At 65.0% G+C, this 18,591-nt stretch carries 16 protein-coding genes and 2 pseudogenes; 10 read left to right on the plus strand and 8 right to left on the minus strand.

Features of this window, described 5'->3' with window-relative positions; all coding sequences use genetic code 11:
* Window positions 1-35: 35 nt before the first annotated feature.
* The 4 genes and pseudogenes from WD006_RS26040 to WD006_RS26055 all read right to left on the minus strand — a co-directional run.
* A pseudogene (locus WD006_RS26040) lies at window positions 36-1,340 on the minus strand (D-amino acid dehydrogenase); the annotation flags it as partial.
* A 66-nt stretch (window positions 1,341-1,406) separates the two neighbouring features.
* Complete coding sequence (locus WD006_RS26045) at window positions 1,407-2,318, minus strand: LysR family transcriptional regulator (RefSeq protein WP_029309587.1); 912 nt, start codon at window positions 2,316-2,318, stop codon at window positions 1,407-1,409.
* Window positions 2,319-2,427: 109 nt separating this feature from the next.
* On the minus strand, window positions 2,428-3,723 hold the full coding sequence (locus tag WD006_RS26050; protein ID WP_029309588.1) for a hypothetical protein: 1,296 nt from the start codon (window positions 3,721-3,723) through the stop codon (window positions 2,428-2,430).
* A gap of 64 nt (window positions 3,724-3,787) precedes the next feature.
* Window positions 3,788-4,759, minus strand: a complete 972-nt coding sequence (locus WD006_RS26055; RefSeq protein WP_029309589.1) for a Bug family tripartite tricarboxylate transporter substrate binding protein — start codon at window positions 4,757-4,759, stop codon at window positions 3,788-3,790.
* A 140-nt stretch (window positions 4,760-4,899) separates the two neighbouring features.
* On the opposite strand from WD006_RS26055, the gene WD006_RS26060 reads away from it, so the two are divergent.
* The 6 genes and pseudogenes from WD006_RS26060 to WD006_RS26085 form a co-directional block, all read left to right on the plus strand.
* The gene (locus tag WD006_RS26060) at window positions 4,900-5,790 is read left to right on the plus strand and encodes a LysR substrate-binding domain-containing protein (protein WP_029309590.1); all 891 of its coding nucleotides are present in this window, start codon (window positions 4,900-4,902) and stop codon (window positions 5,788-5,790) included.
* A 190-nt stretch (window positions 5,791-5,980) separates the two neighbouring features.
* Window positions 5,981-7,162: a CaiB/BaiF CoA transferase family protein gene (locus WD006_RS26065; RefSeq protein WP_008647518.1), complete on the plus strand. Its 1,182-nt coding sequence runs from the start codon at window positions 5,981-5,983 to the stop codon at window positions 7,160-7,162.
* Between the two features lie 66 nt (window positions 7,163-7,228).
* Window positions 7,229-7,972: a FadR/GntR family transcriptional regulator gene (locus tag WD006_RS26070; RefSeq protein ID WP_029309591.1), complete on the plus strand. Its 744-nt coding sequence runs from the start codon at window positions 7,229-7,231 to the stop codon at window positions 7,970-7,972.
* Complete coding sequence (locus tag WD006_RS26075; protein ID WP_029309592.1) at window positions 7,969-8,793, plus strand: enoyl-CoA hydratase; 825 nt, start codon at window positions 7,969-7,971, stop codon at window positions 8,791-8,793. Before WD006_RS26070 ends, WD006_RS26075 begins: the two co-directional genes overlap by 4 nt.
* An 80-nt stretch (window positions 8,794-8,873) precedes the next feature.
* On the plus strand, window positions 8,874-9,857 hold the full coding sequence (locus tag WD006_RS26080; protein WP_029309593.1) for a Bug family tripartite tricarboxylate transporter substrate binding protein: 984 nt from the start codon (window positions 8,874-8,876) through the stop codon (window positions 9,855-9,857).
* Window positions 9,858-10,067: 210 nt separating this feature from the next.
* Window positions 10,068-10,565 (plus strand): annotated as a pseudogene (locus WD006_RS26085) (PLP-dependent aminotransferase family protein); the annotation flags it as partial.
* A gap of 26 nt (window positions 10,566-10,591) precedes the next feature.
* On the opposite strand, the gene WD006_RS26090 reads toward WD006_RS26085, so the two are convergent.
* Window positions 10,592-11,077, minus strand: a complete 486-nt coding sequence (locus WD006_RS26090) for a universal stress protein (RefSeq protein ID WP_029309595.1) — start codon at window positions 11,075-11,077, stop codon at window positions 10,592-10,594.
* 36 nt (window positions 11,078-11,113) lie between these two features.
* The gene (locus tag WD006_RS26095) at window positions 11,114-11,524 is read right to left on the minus strand and encodes a chemotaxis protein CheY (RefSeq protein ID WP_011518921.1); all 411 of its coding nucleotides are present in this window, start codon (window positions 11,522-11,524) and stop codon (window positions 11,114-11,116) included.
* A 308-nt stretch (window positions 11,525-11,832) separates the two neighbouring features.
* Here WD006_RS26095 and WD006_RS26100 point away from each other — a divergent pair, with 308 nt between their 5' ends.
* Complete coding sequence (locus WD006_RS26100) at window positions 11,833-12,204, plus strand: TraR/DksA family transcriptional regulator (protein WP_011518922.1); 372 nt, start codon at window positions 11,833-11,835, stop codon at window positions 12,202-12,204.
* 532 nt (window positions 12,205-12,736) lie between these two features.
* Here WD006_RS26100 and WD006_RS26105 read toward each other — a convergent pair.
* The gene (locus tag WD006_RS26105; RefSeq protein WP_011518923.1) at window positions 12,737-14,404 is read right to left on the minus strand and encodes a class I adenylate-forming enzyme family protein; all 1,668 of its coding nucleotides are present in this window, start codon (window positions 14,402-14,404) and stop codon (window positions 12,737-12,739) included.
* A gap of 113 nt (window positions 14,405-14,517) precedes the next feature.
* Window positions 14,518-15,480 carry a cyclase family protein gene (locus tag WD006_RS26110; RefSeq protein WP_029309596.1) on the minus strand — a complete coding sequence of 321 codons (963 nt, stop codon included), beginning with the start codon at window positions 15,478-15,480 and terminating at the stop codon, window positions 14,518-14,520.
* Between the two features lie 352 nt (window positions 15,481-15,832).
* Between WD006_RS26110 and WD006_RS26115 the strand changes: the two genes are divergently transcribed.
* The 3 genes from WD006_RS26115 to WD006_RS26125 all read left to right on the plus strand — a co-directional run bounded on the left by WD006_RS26115 (window position 15,833) and on the right by WD006_RS26125 (window position 18,453).
* Window positions 15,833-16,222, plus strand: coding sequence for a cupin domain-containing protein (locus tag WD006_RS26115; RefSeq protein WP_008646773.1), 390 nt, complete (start codon window positions 15,833-15,835; stop codon window positions 16,220-16,222).
* Between the two features lie 62 nt (window positions 16,223-16,284).
* Entirely contained in the window at window positions 16,285-17,268 is a 984-nt protein-coding gene (locus WD006_RS26120) for a Bug family tripartite tricarboxylate transporter substrate binding protein (protein WP_011518925.1), read from the plus strand.
* Between the two features lie 12 nt (window positions 17,269-17,280).
* Window positions 17,281-18,453, plus strand: coding sequence for an acyl-CoA dehydrogenase family protein (locus WD006_RS26125; protein WP_029309597.1), 1,173 nt, complete (start codon window positions 17,281-17,283; stop codon window positions 18,451-18,453).
* Window positions 18,454-18,591: the final 138 nt, after the last annotated feature.

Genomic DNA, 18,591 nt, shown 5'->3' on the forward strand with positions numbered 1-18,591 from the left:
GTGAGGGGAAGCGATGTTGGCCCGGTGTCAGCGCGTCAGCGCATCAGCGCGAACGCCGATGCATCCAGCGACGAGGGGCGGCCGGCCATGGCGTCGGCGAGCAGCGCGGCGCTGCCGCAGGCCAGCGTGAAGCCCAACGCGCCATGACCGGTGTTGAGCCACAGGTTGTCGTACGGCGTGGCGCCGATCAGCGGCTTGCTGTCGGGCGTGGCCGGCCGGCCGCCGCACCACGAGGTTGCCGCGTCGAAGTTCGCGCCGTCCGGGAACGTTTCGCGCGCCTGCCGGGCGAGCAGGGCGACGCGACGTGCATCGGCACGCGGATGGCGGCCAATCAGGTCGACCATGCCGGCGATGCGCAACCGCTCGCCCAGACGGGCGTAGACCACCTTGTAGTGCAGGTCCGTCACGCTGATGGCAGGGGGATGATGGTGGCCCGGTTGCGTCGGCGCGGTCAGGCTGTAGCCAGTCAGCGGATACAGTGGCAACGTCACGCCAAGCGGCGCCAGCATCGGCACGCTTTGCATGCCGGCAGCGACCACGAAGGCATCGGCCTCGATGTCACCCGCATCGGTGCGCGCGGCAACCACGCGTCGCCCTGCGTGCCGCAGCCCCGTCACCCGCGTGCCGCAGCGGAAGCTCGCGCCGAAACGGCGCGTGGCGGCCGCGGCCAGGCCAACGGTGAAAGCGTGGCAGTCACCAGCTTCCTCGCTAGGGGTGTGGATGCCGCCGGCCAGCTTGTGCTCCAACGAGGCCAAGGCCGGTTCGAGCGCCACGCAGGCCGCGGCGTCCAGCGCCTGCTGGCGGCTGCCGAGCGAGGCCTGATACGCCAGTTGCTGCCGGGCACCGTCGAAGGCAACCGGATCGCGATACACCACCAGCTTGCCATTGCGCTGATAGTTGAAGTGCAGCGCCTCGCGCTCTACCAGTTCATGCACGCCATCGCGGCTGAGCTGGCCCAGCCCGAGCAACTGCGCGGTGACTTTCTTGGCCACGCCGGTGCGGCAGGCACGCAGGAACTCGAGGCACCAGGTCCACTGGCGCCAATCAAGGCGAGGAACGAAACGCAGGGGCGAGTTGCGGTCGAGCAGCCATCCCGGCAGCTTGGGGAGCACGGCCGGGTCGGCCAGCGGCGCCACGTAGCTGTAGCTGAGTTGCGCGCCATTGGCCAGGCTGGTTTCCTGGGCCAGTTCGTCGCGCGCTTCCAGCAGGGTGACGGTATGCCCCTCGCGCGCCAGATAGTAGGCGCTCGCGACGCCAACCACTCCGCCACCCAGTACGCATACCCGCATGTTTCTCTCCCCAACCTTGAAAATGACCTGCCGCCCGCAGCTGCGGGCAAGGCGACAGTGTTGACGAGAGCGGGGTAGCGTTCAAATGACCTTTAGCGCATACCCTATAACCTGAGGTTATTCGGACCGGTCCGGCAGCGCCGCCTCGAACTGGGATCCGAGGATCGCCAGCAGGGTGTCGTGGGCGTGCGAGGACGCAGCGCCGTCCGCGTAGATCGCGGCCACGCCCACCGACAGGGCGGGTTCCAGCGGGCGGATCAGCAATTCCTCGCCGCTCGCGCGCTGCGAGAACTGAGCCGTGAAATGGTCGACCAGAGCGTAGCCGACGCCGCATTCCGCCAGCGCGGCGGCCACGTAGTAGGTACGCGCCTCGATCATCGGCGTGCGCTCCTCCAGCCCGAGATCGCGGAAGGCCTGAGCGATCAGGCCACCCAGCGGGTCGCTGTTGCCGATGCCGATCCAGTGCTGATCGTCGAGCGCGGCCAGTTGCACCGGCCCCTGCGGCGGCGCGTTCGAGGCGGGGCCGAGGTAGACGACCTCCGCTTGCCCCAGCGCGCTCGATGTCACGCCCGGGCGCGGGGCCGGGTCGAAGACCACGGCGATGTCGAGTTCGCGCGACATCACCAGGCCTTGCAGTTCGTCGCCATGCCGTGTCTCGATTTCCAGCGAGACGCCGGGGCAGCGCTGGCGAAACTCTCGCACCGCCTGCGGGATCAGGCTCAGGCCCAGGCTGGGCAGGCAGCCAATGCGCAGATGGCCCTCGGGATGGCGTCGCAGGTTGCGCGCGAGCTGGCGCACGTTCTCCAGGTTGGCGAACAGATGCACCGTTTCGGCGTGCAGCAGTTGCGCCTCGCGCGTGGGCAGCAGCCGGCCGTGCGCGCGGGTGAACAGCTTGAAGCCGAGGTCGCGTTCCGCGTGGGCCAGCACCTTGCTGGCCGCGGGCTGGGAGATGAAGAGCAGTTCGGCGGCCCGGCTCAGCGAGCCGGTACGCATGACCGCATGGAAGATTTCAAGGTGACGCAGGCGCATGGCGCGGGGGCTGGATCGACGGCATTGCGCCGCAGTGTAGCGGACAAGTGGCCGAAATACCCCCGTTACCGCCGTTACCCCCGTTTTGGGCAATGCTTTCGGCCGATGCTTACGCGGGATCGACCAGCGAGGCGACATCCAGCGCATACATCTGCCGGTTGCCGTCGTGGATCGAGTCAATGCACACGCGCTTGCCATCGCGGCTCCAGCGCGGGTGCAGGTCGCAGCGGTTTTCCTTCTTCAGCGTCGGGCTCGTGTAGAACGAACCGATGTCGTGGCGCACGCCACTGGGCACGTGATACAGAAACAGGATGCGCTCATTGGTCTGCGCGTCTGGGTAGGTATCACTGAGCAGCCAGTCGGGATGCGTGCGGGAGAACGTCATATGGCCGTTCTCGGTCAGGACGTCGGCCCCGATCACCATGACCTCGCCGTCCGCGCGGTCCTCGTACAGGTGATAGTGGATGCTGCCGGCGTGCGGGCCCCAGACGATGATGTGGGTGTCGTCCTTCCACAGCGGATGCGAGATCTGGTACTCCGATTTCTCGTAGTCGAAGGTACCCACCGCATTCGGATCGAAATCTGCCGCCAGTTGCGGCAGCGGGTGGTCCGAGCATTCGAGCAGCCGCATATCGGTGCCATCAGGGTTCACGGTGATCAGCCGATGCAGGAAGCAGGTCTCGTCCTCGACCCGCTCCGTCCAGCGGTGCAGGAACAGCACGCGCGACGACGACGGATTGATTTCGATATGGCTGACCCAGTGGATTGCCTTGTCCATCGATGGGACCGGATGGAAGTTGCGCAGTGCGTCGTAGCTGACGATCAGCCGGGACATGCCGGTCGCAAGGTCCATCACATGGATGCCATCGCTCGCGGGGGCCAGATCCAGTTGGGGGAGGGCCCGCAGCGAAGCCTCGTCGCTGTAGCCGATGGTCTGGTGCGTGACGTAAAGCCTGCGGTAATCGACGCACAGCGCGTAGCGGCTGTCCGGCGCCACCACGTAGACCGGCATCGGCAGCGGGCGCGAAACACCGCTGGCGACGTCATGGATGACCGCGCCGAGGCACGGATAGAAGGCGGATTCGTCGTCGGTGCGGCAGTTGTAGATCAACTGCCTGCCGGGCGCGCCATCGAGCCACTGCAGTTGAGCGCCCATCTGCCAGTTCCATGCGGTGGTCTGGCCGACCTTCTGGAAGCGGTCGTCGTCCTGGGTATCGAAGAAGCCGATCTCTGCGATGAGGCCGGGATGCAGGTCCGCGTCGGCCATCGGCACGCGCTGCGCCAGCACGTAGCGGTCGGTGCGATCCCAGGTGCTCTTGTTGTAGTAGCCGAAGAAGTGGTGGAGCTTGCCGTCACCCAGCCGTCGGCACGGCAGGGGATGGTGTTCGATCTTGTCGTGATGCATGGTCAGCCGGCTTGATGGGCGTGGAATCGGTATGAGGTTGGCGTTGTGGTTATTGGGCTGTCGATTATTGGGCCGTCAGCCGGGCTTTGGCGATGACCTGGTCCCAGCGGGCTTTCTCGCCGGCAATGAATGTCGTGGCGGCGTCGCGGGTGTTGCCAACCGGCGTCATGCCCTGTTCGGCGAGCGCCGAGCGGAATTCCTGCGATGCGACGATCGAGCGGATGTCGGCATTGAGCTTGTCGGCGATCGCGTCGGGCACTTTCGCGCTGACCGCGACAGTGGTCCAGGATGTGGCAACGAAGTTCGGCACGCCGGCCTCGGCGGCCGTTGGCACCTGCGGCAAGGCCGCCAGCCGGGTCTTGCCGGTCACGGCCAGCGCGCGCAACTTGCCCGAGCGGATGTACCCGAGCGTAGTCGGCGGGTTCTCGAACATCATGTCGATCTGCCCGCCCAGCAGGTCGGCGATGGCCGCGGAGCTTCCCTTGTACGGCACATGGGTCAGATGCGCGCCGGTGGTGACCTTGAACAGTTCGCCAATCATGTGCACTGACGATCCGACGCCGGCCGAGCCGAACGTCATGCCATCCGGGCGCTTTGCCGCCGCGTCGACGAGTTGCTTGAGGTTCGTTACCTGGATGCTCGGGTTGACCAGAACGACGTGCGGCATCTCCGCGAGCACCGTCACCACCTTCAGGTCTTTCGACGGGTCGTAGTTCAGTTTCGGATACGTGCCATAGGTGGCGTGCAGGCCGATGGAGCCAAGCAGCAGCGTGTAGCCGTCGGGTGCGGCGTCGGCTACGGCCTTGCCGCCGATATGACCGCCCGCGCCGGGGCGGTTCTCCACGACCACCGGCTGGCCGTACAGCTTGCCAAGCTTGTCCGCCAGCATCCGCGCCTGCAGGTCCGAGCTGCCGCCCGCACTGAATGGCACGATCAGGCGCAGTGCGTGGTCGGGGTATGCGGCATGCGCGATGGCCGGCACGACCGTGCCCAGCAGCGCGGCAATGAGGGGCAGGCAACGGGAAAAGCGTGGCATTCGATGTCTCCGGGATGTTCTGTGCGTGTCTACGATGGCAGGAGTGTAGGCGCGGGCAGCCATGCCGGATAATTCAAATTTGCGCGGACCCTATACGCCGCTGATATACACTCGGTGACCCCCCATCGAAGCCAGTCCATATGCCGCGCGCGCCAAGTTTCCGTGAAATCGAGGTCTTTCGCGCAGTGATGCTGAGCGGCACGACAACGGCCGCCGCCGCCATGCTGCACACCACGCAGCCGTCGGTGAGCCGGGTGCTGGCGCAGATGCAGACCGGTACCGACCTGAAACTGTTCGATATGGAAAAGGGCAGGCTGCGGCCCACGCCCGAGGCGCAGCGGCTGTTCGAAACCGTACAGGGGCATTTCCAGGGGTTGGCGCGTATCGGGCAGGAGGTCCATCTGCTGCGCCGTTCCGGTACGGGCCTGCTTCGGCTCGGCTGCACGCCGACGCTTGGTCTGGGGCCGATGCCCGGTATCGTGGCGCGCTTTATCGAGCGGCATCCCGATGTATCGGTGGACCTGCAGACCGTCGGCAGCCACCAGCTTGGCGAAGGGCTGCTGCACGGACGATTCGATCTGGTGCTGGCCACGGGGCGGCTCGACCATCCCCAGTTCGATATCCGCGTCATGCACCGGTCACCCGCCGTATGCGTGATGCATCCCGGGCACGTCATGGCATCGCGGCGGCGGATTCGCGCGGCGGACCTGTCGGGCCAGCGGCTGCTGACCCTGAACGCGGACGACGAACTCAGTGTCGCGCTCTGGCAGGCGCTGCAAGAAGCCGGGGCGGAACCGGCCGCGACGCTGCAAACCACTTATTCGAGCACGATCTGTCGTCTTGCGGCCGAGGGCGCAGGCATCGGTATCGTCAATCCGTACGCCGCGCGCGTGTTCGGCCAGGCCCTGATGGTGGTGCCGCTGGTGCCGGCGATCGCGGTGGAGGTGCGCTTGGCTCATGCGGGCCATCTCGCCAGTTCGCGGCTGACGGAGGTGTTTGCCAGCCTGGTGGCCGAGGGGCTCGAGGCTTAGGCGTCCTGACGCCGAGACGGCCGGGCGCGCCTCGGCCATCTTTGCATTCTCTTTCCTGATTCGATCTGCAAACCAGCCATGAGCGGGTTAACCCCGTTTGCTCCCTCTTGTTTTATAGATAGGATGTCCAACATCCTACTTAACAACATCGGCAATCCGCGAACGCCGAGCAAAGACATTGGAGACAACTGTGGGATCTGGACCGCTTTCCCGCTTCACCGTGCTGGACCTGACGCGCGTGCGTTCGGGCCCGGCTGCCGTGCGTCAGTTTGCTGACTGGGGCGCGAACGTCATCAAGATCGAAGAGCCGGGGCTGGCGCCCGACGACCGGCCCGGTGGCTCGGCGCAGGTGGCCGACTACCAGAACACGCATCGCAACAAGCAGAGCATCACGCTGAACCTCAAGCATCCCGAAGGTCGCGCGTTGTTCCTTGACCTCGTGCGCAAGGCAGACGTGGTGGTGGAGAACTACCGTCCCTCGGTGAAATTCAAGCTCGGCATCGACTACGAGTCGCTGCGCAAGGTGAATCCGCGCATTGTCTACGGCAGCGTTTCCGGCTTCGGCCAGGATGGGCCGTATCACGACCGCCCGGGCCTGGACCAGATCGCGCAGGGCATCTCGGGGATGATGTCCGTGACCGGCGAACCCGGGCGGGGACCGATGCGCGCGGGCATACCGGTTGCCGATCTGACCGCGGGCCTGTTCTGCGCGATCGGCGTGATGGTGGCATTGCTGGAGCGCGAGGTGTCAGGGCAGGGGCAATGGGTACAGACCTCGCTGCTGCAGTCGCAACTGTGGATGATGGATTTCCAGGCAATGCGCTGGCTGATGAATGGCGAAGTGCCGGGCCAGAGCGGCAACGATCACCCAACCAGCAGCCCGACCGGCGTCTTCCCCACGGCGGACGGTCACATGAACATCGCCGCCATGGGCAACGACATCTTCGCCCGCCTTTGCAACGTACTGGGCGCGCCCGAACTGGTGCAGGACGAGCGGTTCCGGACCGTGCCGCTGCGCGCGCGCCATCGCGCGGCACTGGGCGCGGAGATTGCCGAACGCACCCGTACCCGCACGACGCAGGAATGGATCGCGCGCATGAACGAGGAAGGCGTGCCATGCGGCCCGATTCTCAATATGAAGGAAGCATTCGCCGATCCGCAGGTGGAGCATCTGCGCATGAGCCAGCCCATCGATCATCCGACGCTCGGGCCGATTTCGGTCGTAGGCCAGGCGGTGACGCTGAGCCGCACGCCGATGGGGAAACTGGCGCCGGCTCCGGAAAGCGGGGAACACAACCTTGACGTCTATCGCGCCTTGCTTGGTCTGGACGCGGCGAAGGTCGAGGCGCTCGCCGCGCAGGGTGTCATCTGATTGGGCGCTAATATATCCGGCATGAATGTCCCCGACACGGGGGCGCAAGACATGACGGAGATTCAGATGAAGGCCCCATTCGATACCGAAGCCCGCGGATTCACGAGCCTGCGCCGGCCAGACAACCTGCCCGACGAGATCGCGCACCAGATTCGCCAGCGCATTCTCAACGGCTCGCTGGCGCATGGCCAGCGGTTGCCCACGGAGCACGAACTGGCCACGGCGTTCGACGTGAGCCGCAACGTCGTGCGGGAGGCCATTGCCCGGCTGAAACTGTCGGGCTACGTGGAAACGCGGCGCGGCACCGGCTCGTTCGTGGCTCACGGTATCGGGCAGCGCAATTTCGAGATCGTCACCGATGAACTGATGGAGAAGGATGCGCTCGAGCATGTCTTCCAGTTGCGGGTCGAGATCGAATCGGGCGCGGCGGCGCTGGCGGCGATGTATCGCACTGATACGCAACTCGAGGCATTGCGCGTCGCGCTGGCGAAGGTCGACGAATCGGGCGGGGACCTGGAGAAGGGCACGGATAGCGCGCTCGATTTCCACCTTGCCGTGGGTAACGCCACCAACAACCCGTACTTCATCCGGTTGATGGCGCATCTGAGCCATGTATTGCACGACGCCGTGCGTACGCTGCGAACCGGATCGACGGGGACGGCGCGTATCGCGGAAGTCGAAAACGAACACCACGCCATCTTCGATGCCATCGCAGCTGGCGATGCGGAAGCGGCACGCACGGCCATGCGCCGGCATTTGACCAACGGAATCGAACGACACCGGGCCAGACGGCCAAGAAAGGCAACATGAACAGCACACGCATTCTGGAAGGCGAAATTACCGATGCCCTGCTCGTGGAGAAGCGGGGCAACACAGGCTGGATCACCTTCAACGATCCCGGGCGGCACAACGCCGTCTCCTTCGACATGTGGGCGGCGGTGCCCAAAGCGCTGGCAGCATTCGAGCGGGACGACGACATCCGCGCGGTCGTGCTCACCGGCGCTGGCGAACGCGCTTTCGTGAGCGGCGCCAACATTTCCCAGTTCGACAAGCTGCGCTCGGGCGACGAAGCCGTGGCGGCCTACGAGCAGGTTGCAGAGGCCGCGCAACTCGCGCTCTACGACTATGCCAAGCCCACGCTGGCACGCATCAAGGGCTATTGCATCGGCGGTGGGATGAACATCGCGCTGTGCTGCGATATCCGGATCGCATCGGCCGACAGCACCTTCGCGATTCCGGCTGGCAAGCTCGGGCTCGGGTACCGGCTGACCGCTATCCGCAACCTGGTGACCACGGTCGGGGCGGCCAATGCGCTCGAGATCTTCCTGACCGCGAACCGCTACGCGGCTGCCGAAGCCAAGGCCCTCGGACTGATCCATCACGTGACCGATACACCGGATGCGGCGGACCTCGATGCCGCGCTCCAGGTCCGCCTCGACCAGATCGCCGCGAATGCGCCGCTGACGCTGCGCGCCGGCAAACGCATGATCCGCCAGTTGCAGCAGCTTGGTCCGGAAGTCGACATCGCGGCCATGCAGCAACTGGTCATGCAGTGTTTCGCCAGCGACGACTATCGCGAAGGCAAGCGCGCCTTCGCTGAAAAACGCAGCCCGGTTTTCACCGGGAAGTAGCGCGCGTCCCGGGAGACCACGGCTCCCGGCAGTATCGCCGCGCCGGACGTGGCGAACATATAAAACTACAGGAGACATGTATGAACAAGAGGCCGATTCTTGCTCTCGCAGCGGCGATGATCGTGGGCGGGTTGGGCACGGCGCAGAATGCTGCTGCGCAGTATCCGCAGCAGCCCGTCAAGATCGTCGTGGGCTACGCGGCTGGCGGCACCACGGACATCCTGGCACGGGCCCTGGCCGAGCAACTGGCTGCCGAGCTGAAGCAATCGGTGATCATCGAGAACAGGCCCGGCGCGGCCGGCAATGCCGCCGCCGCGTACGTGCAGCAATCCGCGCCCGATGGCTACACGCTGTTCATGGCGACGGTGTCGAGCCACGGCATCAACCCGGCCCTGTACAAGAAATCGCTTGGCTACGATCCGGTCAACGGATTTGCGCCCATCAGCATGGTGGCATCGATCCCGCTGGTGCTGATCACGACCCCGAACCTGCCGGTGAAATCGGTGCCCGATCTGGTGGCGCTGGCCCGGAAGAAACCGGGTGAGCTGAACTATGCGTCGAGCGGGAACGGATCGCCGGTGCACCTCGCAGGCGCCATGTTCGCCCAGGGTGCAGGTGCCAAGCTTGTGCATGTGCCGTATCGCGGCGGCGCGCTTGCCAATACGTCGGTGATTGCCGGCGAGACGCAGATGAGCTTCGCGACGTTGCCTGGCGCGTTGCCTCAGGTCAAGGCCGGCCGACTGCGGGCCATTGCAGTGACCACCCGGGACCGGTCCGCGCAACTGCCGGATGTTCCCGCCATGCGTGAAGTACCGGGGTATGGCAACTTCGAGATCAATACCTGGAACGCGCTGCTGGCCCCGCGCAATACGCCGCAGCCGATCATCGATTCGCTGAACAAGGCAATTGGCAAGGCAATGGCCTCGCCAAAGCTGGTGCAGCGCTTCAATGGCGAGGGCGCGACGCCCGTCGCCAGTTCCCCGGCCGATCTCGGGCGGTTTATCCAGGCGGAACTGGCCAAATGGGCGGGTGTCGTGGGTGAACTGAACGTGAAGGTCGACTGACGGCGCCGGGGACAAAGGGGGGGACATCACCCCCTTTGTCTTCCCCCGCCCATCGTCCCTACCCCGATCCCACCCAGAATCAACCCCATCGCCACGATGAGCTGCAGCGAGATGGGTTCGCCGAGCGCGATGGCCGAACACGCCACGCCGAACACCGGCACCCCGAGCAGGCCGAGCGATGTCGTGGCCGCGGGCAAGGTCCGGTTGACGGTGTTCCCGGCGCTGCGGATCGGTTTCATGGTGGTTCCGCCGGCATTGGCGCCGGTGATCCACCGTACGGCCGGCGCGCTCATGCTGCGCGGACGAGTGGCCGAGCAACTCGCGCTGGCATCGTTTATCGAGGCAGGGCATTTCACGCGCCACCTCAGGCGGATGCGGCAACTCTACGCCGCCCGGCGTGCCGCGCTGCACGATGCGATGACGCGCCATCTGCACGGGCTGGTGACGGTTTCGGGAGGCGCGGGCGGCATGCACCTTTCCGCCCGACTGGACGTGCCGGTGGCCGATACCGAAGTCAGCCGCATCGGCCGCGCGCAAGGGCTGGTGCTGCGCCCGCTGTCGAGGTTCTGTCTGCCGGGCTCGGCACCGGACTACAACGGCCTGGTGCTCGGATACGGGGGCGTGCCGGCGGAGCGGATGGATGGTCTGGCCCGCCAGATCCGGGAGGTCATCGAAATGGCCTTGCTGGAAGCGCGGGAGGGGTGGTGAGTCCCGTCCCGCGGGTTCCCACAGCCTTACTTCTGGGCGACCGGACGTTCAGCGGTCCTGGCGGGGGAGTCGTCACGCACCAGGACAACGGGGGCCGGGCAATCGCGTGCCAGGCTTTCGGCGACGCTGCCAAGCAGCATGCGCTTCAAGCCGTGCCGGCCATGCGTGCCGATGACGACGATATCGGCGCCGCACGTTCGCGCGTAACCGTTGACGCGGTCCGCGATGTTGCCCATCGTCGCCAGATCGTCGATCAGGGTTTCGTGATGCTCGAGCCCGGCGGCCCCGGCGATCTCGCCAGCTTCCTTGAGAAGCGATTCGCCGGCTGCCGTCAACTGTGGGCGTAGCTCGGTGAAATCGCCATAGCCGAAGTCGTACTGCAGGAAGCTGTAGTCGATGACGTGCAGGATCTCGAGCTTTGCGTGAAACGCGCTGGCAAGGCCGACGGCTTCGTTCAGGGCGCGACGCGCGCAGGGGCTATCGTCGACGGCGACAAGAATGTGCTGGTGCATGATGGGCGTCCTTGCGGTCAGTAGGAATTCAGGGGGTTATCGTTGCCGGTGTTGCCGTGCCGTGCTCGCCATGGCGAGCAGCAGGTTGCGTAGTTCCACAATCTCGAGCGTCTTGTCGAAGCAGTGGGCCACGCCAGCCATCAGGCACGCGCGGCGCATCTGCGGTGTGCCCTCGTTGGCCAGCACGATCAGCGTGCTGGCCGGCAAGGCGATCGCGAGCGCGCGGATTCGCGGCAGAGGTGTGTTCTCCGTGGCGTTCAGGCCGATCAGCACGACGTCCGGCTGGAGGTCTACCAGTTCCGTTTGATGGGCTTGCGCATCGTGTCCGGCGCCGGCCACACGTAGACCGTCCAGGGACGCCAGCAGGCGCAACTGCCTGCGCCTGACAGACGGCGTTCTTTCGACCAGATACACAGTCAGTCGGTCGGTGTTGGTACGCGAAATCATCGGGCGAGTATCGCGTCCGCCGATCGCTCGCGAAAGCAGGGTGCACTGAGAGTGTCGTCAGTCGTATCGCGTGGATTGTCAGGTTTTTCTGACGGAGCAGGCTGCATGCGTGCGTAACGGGCGGATAGCGCCCCTTCATGCCTCCGCGATGCCTGCCAGGCAGTCGCGGCGCTGGCAATATGTCACCAGTGTCACCGGATACCGCCGTCATTCTTGATCTGGGAGCAGATGGATACGCATGTCGAGGCATATCTTGAAAAGATGCCCCTTGGGCATTTTGCTTCTCACACCCTACAAGGAGCCCCTCCATGAATGCACTGACTTCCGCACAATTTGCCACCTTGGCCGCAATGCTCGACGTAGAAGAAGCCCGCGCGCGTGCCGCACTGGGTACCGGCGCCACGCCGCGAGCGCCGCTGGAGCGGCAGGATCCGGGCGACAAAACGGACGTCGCGGATCGGGAGATCGGTCAGCGGCAGGCCGATGCGATGCGCGAGCATTACCGCGTGGAACTGGAAGACATCGCGGCCGCGCGCGGCAGGATGACGCTCGGCTCCTATGCGATCTGCCGCGAGTGCGAGGAGCCGATTCCATTCGAGCGACTGCAGGCATACCCGACGGCCAAACGGTGCACGGCCTGCCAACGAGAGCACGAGCAGAAGCGTGGCGGCGGGTTCTAAGGGTCAGCGAGCACCGATTCGCCTGGCAAACCTTGCCTGCGGTTCTCTTCAGTCGTACCGCTGCTCCGCGCCGGACTTCAGCGGGTCGGTGCGTTTCCTTTCGTGCAGACGCCGTCCGCGCACCGATAGGTATCCCGTCCCGGCGCTGTCAGGACGCACGTCGTGCCGGTGCAGGCCGCGGACGGCATACCTCCGAGAAGGCTGTATGCCTCTTCGATAGTGACGGTGGGGCCGCCGGCAGCCAGCTTACCCGCGTCGACGGGTGCTTCGGGCTCTTTGGCTGGCTCGACGCTCCCGCATCCAGGCAGCGTGAGGATTGCTAGCAGACAAAGGCTTGAGATCAGGCGGTTCATGCGGACGCTCGGCAGTCGGAACGCCCCAAGTCTACGGCGAGGAGCGCCCCTGGCGCTCTCGATCCACGCAAGGATGAGGGATTATCCAGGGGGTCGGTGGCCGATGCATGGATTCAGACGGCGTGCTACCCGATGGCGATCGAGTAGCACCGTCCAAGACCAAAGCCAAAACCCGATGATTACCCCCGCAACTCCCGTCGCAAGATCTTCCCGGTAACGGTCTTGGGAAGCTCGTCCATGATCATCACCACGCGGGGATACTTGTACGCCGCCATCCGGGCCTTGCAGTACTCCGCCAGTTCTTCCGGCGTGACGTTCGTCCCGGGCTTGAGGCTGACCACGGCTTTCACCGTCTCGCCACGGTAGGCATCAGGTACGCCAACCACGGCGGCCTCCCGCACGGCGGGATGGGTGTACAGCACGTCCTCCACCTCGCGTGGCCAGACCTTGTAGCCGCTGGCGTTGATCATGTCCTTCTTGCGGTCCACGAGGTAGAACCAGCCGCGTTCGTCCATGAACCCGACATCCCCCGTGCGGAAGTAACCATCGACGATGGCCTTGGCGCTCTCCTGCGGCTTGTTCCAGTATCCCGGCACGATCATCGGCCCACGCGAAATGATCTCGCCGACTTCGCCAACCGCCATCGGCTTGCCTTCGTCGTCGCCAATATAGGACTCGACGTTGTAGGCCGGCACGCCCACGGCAAGGGTGCCGGAGGCCGGGTCCACAGGCGCCTCGACCCCGCGCGGCACCACGTGCGTTGGCGAGTTGGTCTCGGTCAGGCCGTAGCCGTTGTGGATGTAGTGACCGAAGCGCTCGCGAAAGGCCTCCACCACGCTGGGCGGAATCGGCGCGCCGCCGGAGTAGATCTTGGTCAGCGACGCGAAGCAATCGCGCGTGGCGTTCGGGTGGTTCATCAGCGCGATGAACACGGTGATGGCGCCGATGGTGAAGGCGGGGCGATGTTCGCGCAGCGTGTCGAGCATCACGCCCGGTTCGAAGCGACAGGCCAGCACCAGCGGGGCGGCGCACATGAAGGCGGCGCCGATATGGCCGATCAGCCCGGTGATATGAAACAGGGGCGCGACGCCGAGGATGGGCTCGCCTTCGCCCAGCGTGATCCAGTCGCGGTAGACCTGGGCGTTGAAGGCTACGTTGCCGTGGGTGTTCATCGCGCCCTTGGGCACGCCGGTGGTGCCGGAGGTGTACACCAGCATGGCGATGTCGTTCGGCCCCAGCGCCGCTGGCGGAGGATGGCGGCCGGCGTTGGCTGCGATCACTGCCGACAGGGATTCCGCGCCCGGTGTCTCCTGTCGGCTCGTATTGGCGAACAGCCGTGGGTCGTGGCGCCGTTGGTACTCCAGTTCGGATGTCGTCATCACCAGAGGCAGCACGCCGTTTTCCGCATTGGCTTCTTCGGCAAGCAGGGGGCGGACGATATCGACGTACAGAGTCTCGGAGCAAACCAGCAGGCGAGCGCCCGAATCCGCCAGGATCACGCGCAGTTCGCGCGCGCGGTTCATCGGGTTGACGGGCACGGCAATGGCGCCCAGCTTCCACGTCGCCACCAGAGCGATGACGAACTGCGGGATGTTCTGCAGGTAAATGGCCACGCGTTCTCCGCGCGTGATGCCGCGGTCTTGCCACGCGCAGGCGAGCGCGTCGGATTGCGTGTCGAGTTCGGCGTAGCTCAGGCTGCCGTCGAAGTAGAGAATGGCTGGCAGCGACGGCGCGCGCGCTACCGCGGCACGGAACAGGCTCAGCGCGTCGGTGAACTCGGGCGTGATCGCGTGGGGCTTGCCCGGCTCGTAGCTCGACAGCCAGGGCTTGCGGTCATAGGGCGTCATGGTGTCTCCGGAAAGTGGAACGGCGGCACACCATGCGTGCCGCCGCGCGTGGCAGGGTGCGTCCGCGGTCATCAAGCAGGCGGACGCATGGGTGGAAGAACCCCTGCCTCCGCCTACTTGATGACGACCGGATTGACCGGTGCTCCGCTACCGTTCACGACCTTCAGCGGCGCGGCGGTATAGAGGAAACTCCACTGACCGTCGTCGGCGCAATCCGTGGCCAGCGGGTCAAGCTGCGCGATTTCCGTCAGCGTCACGCCGAGGTTGCGCATCAACGCATTGTGCAGTGGCAGCGCCACGCCCGAGACCGGGTCCACTGTGACCTCGTTGGCGATGGTGTCGGTGACCAGATTCGGGATTTCCATCTTGTGGAACCACTCCACCAGTTCGGGGCTGTAGGTCAGACCCGGCTCGATGAAATTCTTGTAGAACTCAGCCTGATCGCGCTCGTAGAAGGAGCCGATCCAGCCGGTGCGGATGATGACGATGTCATGCTTCTCGATACGCACGCCCTGCATTTCGGCTGCGGCCAGCAGGTCGAGGTGGGTGAAGGTCTCACCGGGATCGAGCACGGCCTTGCCGCGATGGCGCGCCATGTCGATCAGCACGCCACGGCCGACGATGCCGCGTTCGGCGATGGGCAGCACGCTGGCTTTTTCCATGCCGCCGATGGTCGACTTGGCGTCATAGCCGTTCCAGAGCTGGTCGCCGTACCAGACATGGCCGAGGGCATCGTACTGGGTGGAGCCTTGCAGGTACATGATCATCATGTCGTCCGCGTACTCGCCTTGCCCCGGGAAGATCGGCGCCTTGCCGCACAGGTAGTGGCCCTTGTCCATCACGTTCAGACGACGTGCCTGCGAGCGGCCGGGCCAGACCGGATCCCCCTTCGGGTTGCCCATCTGGATCTGCAGCGTGAAGGTCTTGCCCGAGCGTACGGCTGCCACTCCGCGCAGCACTTCGGCCTGGGTCAGGTAGTTGAGCGAGCCGACTTCGTCGTCAGCTCCCCATTTGCCCCAGTTTTTCGGCGCGTCGCGCAGTAGTTCGGCCACGTGCGGAACGTTCTTCGATTCCATGCATTGTCTCCTTCCGGTTGCACTTCGAGGTCGACCCGGATGCAAGCGTCATGACGATGGCTCATGGCGCGGATGCACCAAGCGAATAAAACTGAACGGTCATGCTTTTTTTGTGAGAGCAGTCTAGTGCACGGCGCGCAGGCAGGCCAAGGGAGGAATTTGATCCTGTCGAATAGGGATAGTGGCTGCCCCCGGTTTGCGCGGTCACGCGGGCGCTGAGACGTCGGATCCGGAGCAATCCCTAGTTGACGGTATTTTTCATAGGAATAAAATCTGTTTCACAAACATGAAAATAGAGTCTGGCCGACGTGGACTGTGCTCGGCCGGGCTCAAAGTTGGAGACAGCCCACCCATGACCGCATCACCCGTCTACTTCGTCCGCACCGAGGACGTCGCCGGATATCACCCCGCCAATCACGTCGGCACCCTGAATCGCCGCATCATCGGCCGCGAAAACGTCGGCGCCACGCAGCTTGAAGTCATCCACGGCACCATTGAACGGGGGAAGGGCGCATTGCCCCATGCGCATCCCGGCATCGAGCAGGTCTGTTACGTCCTGGAAGGGCGCGCGCGTGCCGAGGTCAATGGCCACGCGCAGGAGCTTGGTCCTGGCGACTGCTGCTTCTTTCCGGCCGACGCGATGCACGTCTTCACGGTGATCAGCGACGAACCGGTCAAGCTGCTCGTCGTCTATGCCCCGCCATATGAAGAGTCGCCCGATCGCGTGATCCGGCCCGAGTGAGCACACAGTACGCATCGAAGCGTGGCGGCGCCCGCCGCCGACAAGAAAACCGAGGAGACACCATGCCCAATTTCCGCATTCGGCGCACGCTGGCCGCTGCCATCCTGGCGTTGCCTGCTGCCGCGATTTCGCTGCCGGCGAGCGCCAATGACGCCTATCCAAGCCGACCGATCCGCCTGGTTGTGCCGTTCGCGGCGGGAAGCGGTACCGATGCGGTCGCGCGCATTACGGCAAAGGAGTTGGGCGATGCGTTGAATCAAAACGTGATCGTCGACAATCGTCCGGGGGCGAACGGCTCGATCGCGGCGGAAATCGTCGCGCAGGCCGCTCCCGACGGCTATACGCTGTTCATGACAACGAACACGACGCATTCGGCCAACCCTTCGCTGATGAAGAAGCTGCCGTACGACCCGATCAAGGATTTCACGCCGGTCGCGCGCATGGGGAACCTGCCGTTCATGCTGGTCATCAATCCGAAGTTGCCGGTCAAGACCGTCGGGGAGCTGATTGCCTATGCGAAGTCGCATCCGGGCATGTCATACGCCAGCGGCAACAGCACCGGCATCGTGTCAGGCGCCACGCTGGCCCGTATGGCTCAGATCGATCTGCTGCACGTGCCATACAAGAGCACCCCGCCGGCCATGACCGACGTGATTGCGGGTCAGGTGCCGATGATGTTCGTCGACGTCGCCGCTGGTATCGCCAACGTCAAGGCGGGCCGGATGCGGGCGCTGGCGGTGACCACGGCGCAGCGCAGCCGGCTGTTGCCGGACCTGCCTCCGATCGGGGATGCACCCGAGTTGAAGGGGTTCGACATCACCTCGTGGAATGGCGTCTTCGCGCCGGCAAAGACGCCGCAGCCGATCGTCGACCGGTTGAACCGCGAGCTGTCGAAGATCGCCGCGAGCAAGGAAGTGGCGCCCAAGTTTGAAGCGCTTGGTTTTGAAGCCTTCGGGCAGACGCCACAGCAGTTCGCGGGCTTTGTGGGCAGCGAACTGGTGAAGTGGAACAAGCTGGTGAAGGACGCCGGCATCCAGCCGGAATAAGAGGACACATAGATGAACTTCGAAAGGACACCTGAGCAGAACGCGATCGTCGAGGCCGTGACGCAGCTTTGCAGCGATTTTGGGCCCGAGTACTGGGCTGAACTCGACCGCGAGCACAAGTTTCCCGAGGCTTTCCATCAGGCGATGGCCGATGCGGGCTGGCTGGGCATCGCCATGCCCGAACGGTTCGGCGGCGCGGGGCTGGGGATCACCGAAGCGGCGCTGATCATGCAGACGGTCTCGGCGTCGGGTGCAGGCTTCTCCGGGGCGTCGTCGATCCATATGAACGTGTTCGGCCTGAACCCGGTGGTGGTGTTCGGCACCGAGGCCCAGCAGGCCGCCGCGTTGCCGCCGCTGATCGCGGGGCGCGACAAGGCATGTTTTGCCGTGACCGAGCCTGACGCCGGGCTGGATACCACGCACCTGAAGACGCAGGCCGTGCGCACAGCCGATGGCAGCGCCTATCGCGTGGACGGCCGCAAGATCTGGATTTCGACGGCGCAGGTGGCATCGCGCATGCTGCTGCTGGCGCGTACCACGCCGCTAGATGCGGTGGCCAAGCCGACCCAGGGTTTGAGCCTGTTCTACACGACGCTGGATCGGAACCACATCGAGGTACGCGAGATCGACAAGATGGGGCGGGGCGCGGTCGATTCGAACATGCTGTTCATCGACGGCCTGATGGTGCCCGCGGAGGATCGTATCGGCGAGGAGGGCCGTGGCTTTGAGTACATCCTGCATGGCCTGAACCCCGAACGCATTCTGATCGCCGCGGAATCGGTAGGCCTTGGCCGTGCCGCGCTGGAGGCGGCCACGCGCTACGCGCGCGAGCGCACGGTGTTCGGGCGGCCGATCGGCCAGAACCAGGGGATTCAGCATCCGCTGGCCCAGGCGTGGATGGCGCTGGAAGCGGCCGACATGATGGTGTGGAAGGCCGCCTGGCTCTACGACAATGGAAAGCCGTGCGGCGCGGAGGCGAATGCGGCGAAGTACCTGGCCGCCGAGGCTGCGCACCAGGCCTGTCAGACCGCTGTGCTGACGCTGGGTGGCATGGGCTATGCCCGCGAATACCACGTCGAACGCTATCTGCGCGAATCCTATATCCCTCGTATCGCACCGGTCAGCGCGCAGCTGATCATGTGCCATATTGCCGAGCGGGTGCTGGGATTGCCGAAGTCCTACTGAGCTTGAGACCAAGGCCGAAAATCAGGCGGACGTAGAAATGAAGAAGCCCTGGTGCGCGACGCACCAGGGCTTGGCGATGGTGTGACTCCCACGTACCGCATCATGCCGCCCGTCGCATCAACCCGCAGTGCCATGCCG

The sequence above is a fragment of the Cupriavidus sp. Met-2 genome (genome assembly GCF_049843575.1).
In the GTDB taxonomy this organism is placed as follows: domain Bacteria; phylum Pseudomonadota; class Gammaproteobacteria; order Burkholderiales; family Burkholderiaceae; genus Cupriavidus; species Cupriavidus metallidurans.